This is a genomic window from Ruficoccus amylovorans (genome assembly GCF_014230085.1).
In the GTDB taxonomy this organism is placed as follows: domain Bacteria; phylum Verrucomicrobiota; class Verrucomicrobiia; order Opitutales; family Cerasicoccaceae; genus Ruficoccus; species Ruficoccus amylovorans.
On sequence record NZ_JACHVB010000035.1, the window covers coordinates 604,217 to 616,454 of the forward strand.

9 protein-coding genes are annotated in these 12,238 nt (G+C 62.4%); 6 read left to right on the forward strand and 3 right to left on the reverse strand.

Features of this window, described 5'->3' with window-relative positions:
* The first annotated feature begins 165 nt into the window (after nt 1–165).
* The 4 genes from H5P28_RS14075 to H5P28_RS14090 are packed head-to-tail and all read left to right on the forward strand — an operon-like array spanning nt 166 to nt 6,753.
* Nucleotides 166–813, forward strand: coding sequence for a TetR/AcrR family transcriptional regulator (locus H5P28_RS14075; protein WP_185676342.1), 648 nt, complete (start codon nt 166–168; stop codon nt 811–813).
* On the forward strand, nt 810–2,333 hold the full coding sequence (locus tag H5P28_RS14080) for an efflux transporter outer membrane subunit (RefSeq protein WP_185676343.1): 1,524 nt from the start codon (nt 810–812) through the stop codon (nt 2,331–2,333). The genes H5P28_RS14075 and H5P28_RS14080 overlap by 4 nt, the downstream gene beginning before the upstream one ends.
* Nucleotides 2,330–3,544 carry an efflux RND transporter periplasmic adaptor subunit gene (locus H5P28_RS14085; RefSeq protein ID WP_185676344.1) on the forward strand — a complete coding sequence of 405 codons (1,215 nt, stop codon included), beginning with the start codon at nt 2,330–2,332 and terminating at the stop codon, nt 3,542–3,544. The genes H5P28_RS14080 and H5P28_RS14085 overlap by 4 nt, the downstream gene beginning before the upstream one ends.
* A gap of 41 nt (nt 3,545–3,585) precedes the next feature.
* Nucleotides 3,586–6,753, forward strand: a complete 3,168-nt coding sequence (locus H5P28_RS14090) for an efflux RND transporter permease subunit (protein WP_185676345.1) — start codon at nt 3,586–3,588, stop codon at nt 6,751–6,753.
* Between the two features lie 182 nt (nt 6,754–6,935).
* Here the strand turns inward: H5P28_RS14090 and H5P28_RS14095 are convergent, their stop codons facing one another.
* The gene (locus H5P28_RS14095; protein ID WP_185676346.1) at nt 6,936–8,825 is read right to left on the reverse strand and encodes a VC_2705 family sodium/solute symporter; all 1,890 of its coding nucleotides are present in this window, start codon (nt 8,823–8,825) and stop codon (nt 6,936–6,938) included.
* Entirely contained in the window at nt 8,822–9,148 is a 327-nt protein-coding gene (locus H5P28_RS14100; RefSeq protein ID WP_185676347.1) for a DUF4212 domain-containing protein, read from the reverse strand. Before H5P28_RS14100 ends, H5P28_RS14095 begins: the two co-directional genes overlap by 4 nt.
* Nucleotides 9,149–9,377: 229 nt before the next feature.
* On the opposite strand from H5P28_RS14100, the gene H5P28_RS14105 reads away from it, so the two are divergent.
* Nucleotides 9,378–9,677, forward strand: coding sequence for a Dabb family protein (locus tag H5P28_RS14105; protein WP_185676348.1), 300 nt, complete (start codon nt 9,378–9,380; stop codon nt 9,675–9,677).
* Nucleotides 9,678–9,889: 212 nt separating this feature from the next.
* Here H5P28_RS14105 and typA read toward each other — a convergent pair whose 3' ends face one another.
* The gene (typA, locus tag H5P28_RS14110; protein ID WP_185676349.1) at nt 9,890–11,731 is read right to left on the reverse strand and encodes a translational GTPase TypA; all 1,842 of its coding nucleotides are present in this window, start codon (nt 11,729–11,731) and stop codon (nt 9,890–9,892) included.
* Between the two features lie 330 nt (nt 11,732–12,061).
* Here typA and H5P28_RS14115 point away from each other — a divergent pair, with 330 nt between their 5' ends.
* Complete coding sequence (locus H5P28_RS14115; RefSeq protein WP_185676350.1) at nt 12,062–12,238, forward strand: hypothetical protein; 177 nt, start codon at nt 12,062–12,064, stop codon at nt 12,236–12,238.

Genomic DNA, 12,238 nt, shown 5'->3' on the forward strand with positions numbered 1-12,238 from the left:
TGAAATCTTCAAATCAAATCGCTTTTCCCGCCTATCGGCATGCGGGCATGAGCGCTTAAGCCACTCCGCGCGCGGGTTGGTTCGTTGCCGGTGTGCCATGATGTACCCGGTGGGAAAAACTTGACATCCCCGCTTGAATCAAACGTATGTTTCATACGATTGTTTATGTCCGGTAAATCCACACCTGAACGTCTTCTCGCCGCCGCCGAGCAGTGCTATGTGCGCTACGGCTACGCGGGTACTTCGCTGCGGGAGCTGACGACACTGGCCGGGGTGAATCTGGCGGCAGTCAATTACCACTTCGGTTCGAAGGAAGCCCTTTTGCTGGAAATGGCCCGGCTGCGGATTGAGCCGATATGCCGGGAGTGGATGGAGTTTCTGGCCCAAAGCGCTGGGGAGGAGCCCTTGTCGCTGGAGACGATTTTCGGCGGCTTTCTGCGACCGGTCGCCCGGCAGGCGATCCATCAGGGGGAGCCCAATCTTGTCTTCTTGCGCTTGCTTGGGCGTCTGATGAACGAGACCGAAGGCGTCTTCAACGAGGTGATGAGCACCTTTTTTCAAGGAATGACGGAGGCCTTTTTGGCCGCGTTGGGCCGGTGCGTGCCTGAGCTTCCCCCCGAAGAACTGCGTCAGCGTTACCACTTTGCCATTTCCTCCATTCTCGGAAGCCTCTTCCTCTACCACCGGCTGGACCGGGGGCAGGGCACAGGCTTCGATACCGTCGATGTTTCCGCCTTCGCCGACCGCCTGCGGGATTTTGTCTGTGGGGGCTTCCGCGCTAAGCTGCCGGGCAGCCGGGAGGGTGGCGCGTGAAACGCTTTTGCTCAACCGCTGCCGTGGCGCTTGTGCTTGGCGGCTGCGCGACTCCTCCCGAGAGCGAGGTGGAGCAGATGCCCGCGCCGATGTCGGCCACCTGGACCGCCGAGCACGAGGGGCTTGGCACGCCCGAGGCCGTTGAAGGGGCCGCCGGGGAGCGGATTTTTCCCGAGGGTTGGCTGGCCGACATGGATGACCCGGCTCTGAGTGCGCTCGTCGAGGAGGCCTTGGCCAACAACTTTGACCTCCAGGCCACCGCCGCCCGGCTCCAGCGGGCCGAGGCCGACGCCGCCATGGCCGGAGCCAACGCCTGGCCCCAGCTCAACGCCGGTTTCGGGGGCAATCGCCGCAAGAACAACCTCAGCGGCACCGGGCTGGGTGGACTCGGCCTGGGGAATACTTCGTATCAGTCGGACAACTACAACCTCGCCTTCGACCTGTCCTGGGAGCTCGACATCTGGGGGAAGGTCCGCGATGGCGCCTCTGCCGCGCTGGCCGATGCGCAAGCCGCCGCCGCCACCCTGCAAGGGGCGCGCCTGTCGCTAGCCGCGCAAACCGGCAAGGCGTGGTACAACGCCGTGGAGGCGCAGCTCCAGGTCGAACTGGCGCAGGAGACCTTTGACAGCTTTTCGCAAACGGCCGAGGTGATCCAGCGGCGCTTCGAGCGCGGCGTCAGCCCGGCGCTGGATCTGCGCCTGGCCCGCGCCCAGGCCGCGATGGCCGGGGCCAATCTCGAACTGCGGCTCCAGTCTCGCGACGTGGCGGTGCGCAGCCTCGAAGTCCTCCTCGGGCGCTACCCGGCCAACGAGCTTGAGCTGGCGCAAAACCTTCCCACGGTCAACACGCCGGTGCCCGCCGGGCTTCCATCCGAGCTGCTGGAGCGCCGCCCGGACCTGATCGTGGCCGAGCGCAACCTGGCCGCCTCAGGCAAGCGGGTGAGCGAGGCCCGCAAGGCCATGCTCCCCTCGATCAGTCTGACGGGCAGCTACGGTTACTCCTCCGCCCAACTGGGGGAATTGCTTTCGGGTAGCTTCTCGGTCTGGTCGCTGGCGGGTAACGCCGTGCAGCCGATCTTCCAGGGACGTAAAATCTCCGCCAACATCGAGCGCACCAAGGCCATCGCCGTGCAGAGCCTGGCCGAGTACGGGCAGGCGGCGCTCGACGCCTTTGCCGAGGTCGAGAACGCGCTCCAGTCCGAGGCCTATCTCGTGCGGCAGGTGGAGGCGTTTCAGGCCGCCGCGCACGAGAACACGGGGGCCGAGAACTCCGCCTGGGCCAGCTACCAGCGTGGCCTGACGGACATCATCACCGTGCTGGAGTCCCAGCGCCGCGCCTTTACCTCCAAGAGCGACCTGCTGGCCACCCGCAACCAGCGTCTGCAAAACCGGATCAATCTCTACCTCGCCCTGGGCGGGAACTTCGGCACCGGTTCCGTGCCCGAAGCCGAGGTCATCACACCGCTGGGGCCGCGCTCACTCCCGCTTTCCGAAACAGCCACTCTTTCCAAAGCCCCATGAAAAAACGCCGTCTCTTTATCGCTGTCGCCCTGCCGGTGCTGGTGCTGCTGGCCAGCTTCGCGGCGGCCGAGTTCCTGATTTTTTTCCGACCCCAACCGGCGGTCAGTGTGCCCGACCCGGTCGTTCCTTCGGTTGAGGTCATCGAAGTAACTTCGTCGGATGTGCCGCTGATCATCCGCACGCAGGGCACGGTGCAGGCCAGTCGCCAGACCGCCCTCGCCGCCGAAGTCTCCGGGCGCATCCTGAGCCTGTCGCCGAATTTTCGCCCCGGCGGTTTCGTGGAAAAGGGCGAGGTGCTCGTCACCATCGACCCGTCCGACTACGAGGCCAATCTCGCGCAGGCCGAGGCAAACCTGGCGCAGGCCCGCGTCAATCTCGTGCAGGAAGAGGCGCTGGCCGAGCAGGCCAGGCTCGATTGGGATGAGTTGGGGCGAGGCGAGCCGACAGACCTTGCGTTGAACCTCCCGCAAGTCGAGCGGGCCAAGGCCAGCATCCTCAGCGCGCAGGCGGCGCTCGAACGCGCCCGGCGCGACCTCGAACGCACCAAAATTCGCGCCCCCTACGACGGCCGTGTGCTGGAGCAGCGTGTGGACGTGGGCGGGTACGTGACGGGCGCGCCGGGGACTCCGGTGGGTAGCGTTTACGGGACCGACACGGCCGAGATTCGCCTTCCGGTCAGTGATAATGAGATGGCTTTTCTGGACCTGCCCTTTCTCTTCCGCGAAGAGGGTGAAACGCCCGGCCCGCCGGTGACGCTGACGGCGGATTTCGGCGGTTCCCGCTACACCTGGGAAGGGCGTCTCGTGCGCTCCGAAGGCACGGCGGACACCCGCAGCCGCTTGCTCTATGTTGTGGCCGAAGTGCCCGAGCCCTACCGCCGCGATGCGGCTCACCCGGCCCGTCCGCCCCTCAAGGTCGGGATGTTTGTCGAGGCCGGGATCGAGGGACGGACCCTGCGCGGGGTTTACCGCTTGCCGCGCACTGCATTGGCTGACAACCGGACTGTGCTGCTGGCCAATGCTGACAACCGCCTTGAGCGCCGTACGGTCAAAACCGTCTGGAGCGACCGCGAGCAGGCCATCGTCGAGGAGGGGCTGGAGCCCGGGGATCGCGTCGTGCTGACGCCACTCCAGTATGTCGTAGAGGGAATGCCCTTGCGGGTCGTTTCCTCTGAAGACAAGAAGCCCTCCCAAGTTCCCAATGATAAATGACCGTTGACCAATGATAAATCCCCTCCCTCTTTCGCCCGCGCATGATTAACTGGTTTGCCAGAAATGGAGTCGCCGCGAACCTGCTGATGCTCGTCATCTGCGTGGGCGGGTTGGTGTCGATGTTTTTTACGACCAAGGTCGAGCTGTTCCCCGAGTTCTCGCTCGACGCGATCACGGTGCGCGTGCCCTTCCGGGGGGCGGCTCCTGAGGAGGTCGAGGCCAACGTCATCAAACGTATCGAAGAGCGGATACAAGACCTTCAGGGGATTAAGAAAATGACGTCCGTCGCCACCGAAGGGCTGGGGACCGTTACCGTAGAGGTGCAAAACGACTACGATGCGCGCAAGCTGCTCGATGATATCAAGGTCCGCGTCGATGCCATCGATACCTTCCCGGAGGAGACGGAGAAGCCGATCGTCGAGGAGATTCTGATCAAGCGCGAGGTCATCGCGGTGGCCGTCTATGGCGAAACCAGCGAAGGCGTGCTCAAGCGCATGGGCGAAGAGGTGCGGAACGAACTACTCATGCTCCCCGGCGTTACGCAAGTGGAGATTTCAGGCATCCGCGATTATGAGATATCCATCGAGGTTTCCGAGGAGGCGCTGCGCCGCTACGGGCTGACTTTCGACGAGGTGGTACAGGCTGTGCGCCGTTCCTCGCTGGACATGCCCGGCGGGCGTCTCCGCACCGAGGGCGGCGAGATTCTCCTGCGCACGATGGGGCAGGCATACGTCGGGGAGGAGTTTGAAAACATCGTGCTGCTCAGTGCGCCTGACGGCACACGGGTACGTCTGGGCGATGTGGCCACGGTGGTGGACGGCTTCGAGGACGTGGACTTGTTCACGGTTTATAACGATATGCCGGCTGTCATGCTGATGGTTTTCGAGGTGGGCACGCAGAGCCCGCTGGAAATTTCCGACCTGGTGAAAAAATACGTCGCCGACAAGCAGTTCGAACTGCCCGAGGGCATGCACATCGACTACTGGCGCGACAGCTCATTCTACCTCTGGGGGCGGCTCAACATGCTGATCGAAAACGGCGTGGTTGGGCTCCTGTTGGTCTTCGCTGTGCTGACGCTTTTCCTGCGCCCCTCGCTCGCGGTCTGGGTCACGCTGGGCATTCCGATTTCCTTTTTGGGCACATTTCTGGTCATGCCGTGGATGGATGTCTCGCTCAACCTGATCTCGCTCTTCGGGTTCATTCTGGTGCTGGGGATCGTGGTGGACGATGCCATCGTTGTCGGGGAGAGCGTTTTCACCACTTTCCAGCGGGAGGGGCCGGGGGTGGAGTCCGCCGTGCGCGGGACCCAGGCGGTGAGCGTGCCGGTGACGTTCGCCGTGCTGACCACGGCGGTCGCCTTTACGCCGTTGCTGAATCTGCCGGGCTTCCTGGGGAAATTTGTCGGTGCGATCCCGCTGGTGATTATCCCGACGCTGCTCTTTTCGCTGATCGAGTCAAAGCTCATCTTGCCCTACCACCTGTCGCTGTGCCGGGTGGGGGATCGCAACCGCGAAAAGCTGAACTGGTTTCAGCGCATGCAGCGGTCGGTTTCGGACGGGTTGGAGCGGCACATTGACAAGCACTACCGGCCCGTTCTGCGGGTGTGCCTGGAGTATCGTTACCTGACTATCTCCGGCTTCGTCGGGCTGCTTGTGCTGACCATCGCGTTGCTGGCGGGGGGATGGGTCAAGCGGGTGGAGTTTCCGAACGTGCCCTCGGACTACATTTCAACCAGGCTTGTGCTGCCCGACGGCACATCAGCCGTTCGCACCGAAGCCGCTATTGAGCAGTTGCGCCGGGCTTTGGAAGAAGCCGTGGACCAGAGCCTGAGCGCGGGCCGCGAGAACCCGGTGGAAAACACCAAGGTCACGATCGGGCAGATGACTTTTTCCGGTGGACCGGGAGGAGCGGGGGCGAGCGGGCGCTCCAGTAACATCGGCGAAATCGTGGTCGAGCTGCGCAAGTCCGAGGACCGTTCGGACGAGGACTCCGCGCTGGAACTGGCCAATCGCTGGCGCGCCGCCACCGGCGTCATTCCGGGGGTAAAGGAGCTGACTTTCAACGCCGTGGCCGCGGGCGGGCAGGGCATGCCTATCGACGTGCAGGTCTCGGGCGGCACGTTGGCCGAATTACGCGCTTTTGCCAACGAACTCAAAGCGACCCTCGTCCGCTACGACGGCATTTACGACATTCGCGACAACCTGGCCGATTCGCAAAAGGAGATCAAACTGGACATCAAGCCGAGCGCTGAAGTCCTCGGATTGTCACGCGGCGAGCTCGGTAACCAGGTGCGGCAGGCGTTTTTCGGGGCCGAGGCGCAGCGCATCCAGCGCGGGCGGGACGATGTGCGCGTCATGGTGCGCTATCCGGAGAAGGACCGGCAGTCGCTGGGCGACCTGGAGAACATGCGCGTGCGCACGCCCGACGGGCGCGAGGTGCCCTTCTCGGAAGTGGCCGAGGCGGAACTGGGACGCGGCTACGCAGCCATCACCCGCGTGAACCGCGAGCGGGTGGTCAATGTGTACGCCGACGCCGACAAGGACCGCATCGACCTCGAAGCGGTCAGACGCGAACTGCGAGAAAAGGTCATCCCCGAACTGCTGCTCAAGTACCCGGCGCTGCGCGTCAGCTACGAGGGCGAGGCGCGGGAGGTGCGAGAGTCTAATGTCGTCCTGCTTAGCAGCGCCCTGCTGGTGCTCTTTGCCATCTACGCGCTGCTGGCCATTCCTTTTAAAAGCTACCTCCAGCCGCTGATCGTGATGAGCGTGATCCCCTTCGGTCTGTGCGGGGCAGTCGGCGGGCACGTATTCATGGGGCTGTTTCGCGACGGGGTTATGCCGGTCAGCCGCCTCTCACTCTTCGGGATGCTCGCGCTGGCGGGCGTGGTCGTGAATGACTCCCTCGTGCTGGTGGACTACATCAACCAGCAACGCGCCCGCGGCGTCCCGCTAAAGGACGCGGTGCGCGAGGCAGGAGCCGCCCGTTTTCGCCCCATCATGCTGACTTCGCTGACGACTTTCGTCGGGCTCGTACCGATCCTTCTGGAGAAAAGCCTGCAGGCGCAGTTCATGATCCCGATGGCGGTTTCGCTCAGCTTCGGAATCGTCTTCGCGACATTCATCACGCTGCTGCTGGTGCCCGCCGTTTATATCGTGCTGGAGGACATTAAGGCCCTGGCCGCACGGGTCTGGCGTTGGCTGAATGCGTAGTTATTTCTCAATACAATATCTCTCCGGATTCGACGGTTCCCGCTCTTGCGAAGGAACGAAGTTCCGCCTTTAACGTTTTTTAGGGAGAGCGCGAGAGGGTGTTTTTTTCAAAAAACACCCTCTCGCGTAATCCTCAAAGATATCTGGACTCGCTATGAAGCGGTCAGCCCAACGGGCCCGGCTTAATGCTCGGGAGCGTCCTCCACGGCCACGGCGGGGCTGAGCCCTTCGGGCTCGCGCACGGAGTCGACCATGTCTTGAACCTTTTGCGTCGGCGGCTTGGTCAGGGGCGTCAGCACGAGGGTGACGGCGAAGTTGACCACCATGCCGATGGCGCCGATCCCCTGCGGGCTGATGCCTTGTTCGCTCAGGCCGAGAGTCCACTTGTCCATGCCGAAGAAGACCGTGCCAATGATGTAGTACAGAGTGAATACAAGCCCGGCGAGCATGCCGCAGATGGCCGGGACTGTGCCGACACGCTTGCTGAAGATGCCCAGCAGGATGACCGGGAAAAAGCTCGCCGCAGCCAGCCCGAAGGCGAAGGCCACCACTTGGCTGACGAAGCCTGGTGGATAAATCCCGCAGATGCCTGCGACGACCACGGCCAGCCCGATGATGCCGCGCCCGACCAGCAGGCGCTTTTTCTCCGTTGCCTCCGGGTTGACCACGCGGTAGTACAGGTCGTGCGCCACGCTGGAGGAGATGACCAGCAACAGGCCGCTGGCGGTCGAGAGCGCGGCGGCCAGTCCGCCCGCCGCCATGAATGCGATGATCCAGCCCGAGAGCTCAGCCATCTCGGGGGTGGCCAGCACGATGATGTCCTGGTCCGGGCCGCTCAGGCCCTTCTCGCGCAGGAAGACGCGTGCATCCGCCCCCGAGGCCCCGGCGGTGTCGATCCATTTCTGGTGGTCGCGTACGAGGGTGAGAACTTCGGATTCGGGCAGGTTGCCCCGGCGGAATATTTCGTTGTCGGTCCCGGCGCTGTAAACGACGTGGTCGTCGCCGTTGTCGAACCACATGACGAGGCCGGTTTTTTCCCAGCTCTGGAACCAGCTCGGCAGTTCGGTGGATTGGATACCGTTGAGCGAGACCAGCATATAGTAGCGGGCAAATCCGGCGATAGACGGGGCCGTGAGGTAGAGCAGGGAGATGAACAGCAGCGCCCAGAACCCGCTCCAGCGCGCGGCGCGGGGGCTTTTGACCGTGTAGAAACGTACGATGACGTGCGGCAGGCCCGCCGTCCCGGCCATCAGTGCGAGGGCGACGAGAAAGACATTGGCCTTGTCCCAGCCGCCCATGAACGGCTCGGTGTAGCTGCCAAAACCGAGGTCGGTCTGGATCTGGTTAAGCTTCTCGAGCAGGTGCAGTCCGGTGCCGGTCAGCTCGCCGCCGAGCCCGGCCTGGGGCAGAAAGTCACCCGTCAGCTTGATCGAGATAGCGATGGCAGGCACGACGAACGCCGTGATCAGCACCCAGTATTGGGCGACCTGGGTCCAGGTGATGCCCTTCATGCCACCGAGGGTGGCGTAGATGAAAACGATGACCATGCCGATGACGACCCCGATGTTAATGTCCACATCAAGGAAACGGCTGAAGACCACGCCCACGCCGCGCATTTGGCCGGCCACGTAGGTGAAGCTGACAAAGAGCGCGCACAGCACGGCGGTCAGGCGGGCGGGGTTGCCCGCGATGCGCTGGCCGAGCGTGGGGTTTGGCACACCGTCGAGCCGCCGGGTCGCGAAGCGGTCGCCCACGAAGTCCGGCACGGTGAAGTGTCCGAACTTACGCAGGTAGGGCGCGAGCAGGAGTGCCAGCAGCACAAAGCCGCCCGTCCACCCCATCAGGTAAACGCCTCCGGCGTAGCCCATTGTGGAGATGAGGCCCGCCATCGAGATGTAGGAGGCGGCGCTCATCCAGTCTGCCGCCGTGGCCATGCCGTTGGCGGCGGCGGGGACGCCCCGCCCGGCCACATAAAAGCCCTTGGTGTCGGCGACTCGCGCCCACCAGGCGATGCCCAGATAGAGCGTAAAGGTGAGCCCCACGAAGAGGAAAGTCCAAGCCTGCACGCTCACTGCGGGCCTCCTTCGCTCAGGAGCCGGGCCAGTTCGACCTCATGCTTTTTATCCAGGCGATTCATGACCAGTGCGTAGAAGAGAATGGTCAGCACAAAGACGATGATCGCCCCCTGGTGGGCGAACCAGAACCCCAGCGGATAACCGGTGCCGGGCAGGTTCCACTGGTTGAGCCAGTTGGCCCAGAGGACACCGCAGCCGAGTCCGGCCAGTGCCCACAGGGTGAGGCAGCCGCCCATCAGCAGCAGGTTTTTATGCCAGTAAGCACGCAGCAACGCCTGACGGCGTCCGCGCGACGAGAGGGGGTCGGGGGTATCGCTCATCGCTTGAAAGTTTACGAGTGAATGCACGACTCCGGGGGGGCGGTCAAGGGTTTTATAAACAGGTCTTATTGCCGTTATAAGTAAATCGCGGGAAGCCGCAGTGGCACTTCCTGCTGACGCTAATGGCGGCTTTCGTCAGCTTGGGGCATGCCGTTTTTGTTGGGGAGAAGGGAGCGAAAAGGGTGTAGCCGGGGCTTGCCAAGGGGGCGGGCAGGGCATTTCCTGCGGGATGATTACGCATGTCGTTGTGTTCTGGACGGACAAACCGGTGGAAGAAAACCGCCAAAAGCTGCTGGCCAAGCTTGAGCCGCTGGCCGGAATCCCCGGCGTGAAGAACTTCCGTTGTGGCCCGGCCATCGAGAGCCCGCGTGGCGCGGTGGACGACAGCTACACCGTTGCGATCTCGATGGATTTTGAAACCGCAGCCGACGCCGAGGTCTACCAGACCCATCCGCTGCACGTGGACTTTATCAAGACCTGCATCGGCACCGTGGCCAAGCGCTTCGTCGTGTACGATTTCGGGGTGTAAGCCCCGGGGTGCACCCGGTAGCACTGAGGGGAACAAGTTCCCCTACGCGTCCAGAAAGGCCGCTACCCCTGATAGCTGCCCTCGCCAATCCCAGACACGATGCTGCAAGCATCGAAAGTGCAGGGTCCGGCTGGACTAGCAATCTGCCTGCCGTGGGTGCGGGCTGCGCAAGCCCGCAATAATTATGCCGAGGACTTCAGATTCGGCACGCCCTAGTCGTCGCGCTTGAGACGCTTCATGATCTTGCGGCGCTGTTCGGCGTCGAGGATGCGCTTGCGCAGGCGCAGGTGGTGCGGGGTGACTTCCACCAGTTCGTCGGCGGCGATGTACTCGATGGCACGTTCCAGCGAGAAGCGGATCGGCGGGGCGAGCTGGACGTTTTTGTCGTTGCCGGAGGAGCGCATGTTGTCTAGGTGCTTGGCCTTGCAGGGGTTGACCGGGAGGTCTTCCTTGCGGGGGCTTTCACCGACGATCTGACCGTTGTAAATATCCTCACCGGGGCTGACAAAGAGCTTCCCGCGGGCCTGGATAATGTCCAGTGAGTAGGGCATGCTGGTGCCCGTTTCCATGGAGACGAGGGTACCGGTCTGGCGGGTGACGATCTCACCACCGCGCGGGCGGTAGTCCAGGAACATGTGGGAGCAGACGCCGTGGCCGCTGGTCAGCGTGACCAGGTCGCTCTCGAAGCCGATCAGCCCGCGGGTGGAGATGACGGCCTCGACCGTCACGCCCGCGTGGTGGTGCTCCATATTGGTGATCTGGGCCTTGCGGTTGGAAAGGTTTTCCATGACCGCCCCGAGGAGGTCGCCGGGGACTTCGACCCAGACCTGCTCGTACGGTTCGCAGAGCGTGCCGTCGATTTCCTTGTAAAGCACGGTCGGGCGTGAGGCCATGACTTCGTAGCCTTCGCGGCGCATGGTTTCGAGCAGCACGGCGATTTGCATCGCCCCGCGGGCCGAGACGAGGAAGCGCGTGCCCTCGTCGGTGTCCTTGATGTGGATGGAAATGTTGCTCTTGGTCTCGCGCACGAGACGGTCGCGGATCTGGCGCGAGGTGACCTTCTTGCCGTCCTTGCCAGCGAGGGGGCCGTCATTGACGTGGAACTCCATCTCAATGGTGGCCGGATCGATGGTGATGAAGGGGAGGGGCTCGACTTCTTTGCTCGCGGCGAGGGTTTCGCCGATGTCGATTTCGTCAAAACCGGCAATGCCGACGATGTCGCCCGCGCTCATTTCCTCGACCGGGGTCACGCCCAGGCCGGTGAAGCGGATCAGCTTGGTGATTTTGACACGTTCGCGCTGGCCGTTTTTGCGCAGGGCGTAAATGGTATCGCCGCTGGTGACCTTGCCGGAGAGGATACGGCCGATGGCCAGACGTCCGACGAAGTCGTCCCAGTCGATGTTGGAAACGAGCATGCGGAAGTCGTTATCCTCAACTTGCGGGGCCGGGATGTGCTCGACGATGGTTTCGAAGAGCGCGTCCATGTTCTTGCGGGGGCCGTCCAGCTCGCGGTCGGCCCAGCCGTTCTTGGCCGAGCCGTAAATGAAGGGGGCGTTGAACTGGTCGTCGCTGGCCTCCAGGTCGAGGAAGAGCTCGAGTACCTTGTCGTGGACCCAGTCGGGGCGGGAGGTCTCGCGGTCTACCTTGTTGATCACGCAAATGGTCTTGAGGCCGTGGCTGAGGGCCTTGCGGAGGACCCAGCGGGTCTGGGCCTGGGGGCCACCGACGGCATCGGTCAGCAGGAGTACGCCGTCCACCATCTTCATCACGCGCTCGACCTCGGCGCCGAAGTCGGCGTGACCGGGGGTGTCCACGATGTTGATCGTGTAGCCGTTCCACTGGATGGCGGTGTTTTTGGCCTTGATGGTGATGCCTTTTTCGCGCTCCAGGTCCATGCTGTCCATGGCCCGCACGGGGACGGCCTGGTTCTCGCGGTAGGTGCCGGATTGTTGCAGCAGGCAATCCACCAGGGTGGTCTTGCCGTGGTCAACGTGTGCGATGATGGCGATGTTGCGGATCTTATCCGCGGTTGCGATAGTGGCCGTTGCGCTCATGGAATTTAAAAGGAAAGCGGTCCAAAATGACGGTTTTCCCAAAAAATGCGAGCGTCGAGTTGGCTTTGACGCAAAAAGAATGGCTCGCAACGGTATAGCCTAGCGCTGGCTAACTCGTTTTCTTAACTTTTTCCCGTAATCATTGATTGGGTGATGTTTGGGCTTTTTAAAGATGGGTATATTTGATGGGCTTTGTCTGTAAATGTATTATTTGCAATAGCTTATGATTGTTTTTTGGGGGGATGCCACCACTCGTGTGTTTTTCTCTTGGGATGAGCATGAGCGCCAGGGCTTGAGTTTTATGGTGAGATTGTTCTATGATATTAAGCGATGCGAACAATTGCCTTTTATGATGACAATCCGGATTTCGGGTGGCATCAAATGATGGCGATGCAAGGGATTGTGACCGCTGCCGATGTTTTTCGACTCAACGAATCTGGATTCGCCTCAAAACCTCAGCCCGTGCCCGAAAAATCCCTCATTTTCCCGTCTTTTCCGTTTATCTGA

Coding starts and splice junctions, on each gene's coding strand:
- H5P28_RS14075 (WP_185676342.1), top strand. CDS start 166: ATGTCCGGTAAATCCACACCTGAACGTCTTCTCGCCGCCGCCGAGCAG.
- H5P28_RS14085 (WP_185676344.1), top strand. CDS start 2,330: ATGAAAAAACGCCGTCTCTTTATCGCTGTCGCCCTGCCGGTGCTGGTG.
- H5P28_RS14090 (WP_185676345.1), top strand. CDS start 3,586: ATGATTAACTGGTTTGCCAGAAATGGAGTCGCCGCGAACCTGCTGATG.
- H5P28_RS14100 (WP_185676347.1), bottom strand. CDS start 9,148: ATGAGCGATACCCCCGACCCCCTCTCGTCGCGCGGACGCCGTCAGGCG.
- H5P28_RS14105 (WP_185676348.1), top strand. CDS start 9,378: ATGATTACGCATGTCGTTGTGTTCTGGACGGACAAACCGGTGGAAGAA.
- typA (WP_185676349.1), bottom strand. CDS start 11,731: ATGAGCGCAACGGCCACTATCGCAACCGCGGATAAGATCCGCAACATC.
- H5P28_RS14115 (WP_185676350.1), top strand. CDS start 12,062: ATGCGAACAATTGCCTTTTATGATGACAATCCGGATTTCGGGTGGCAT.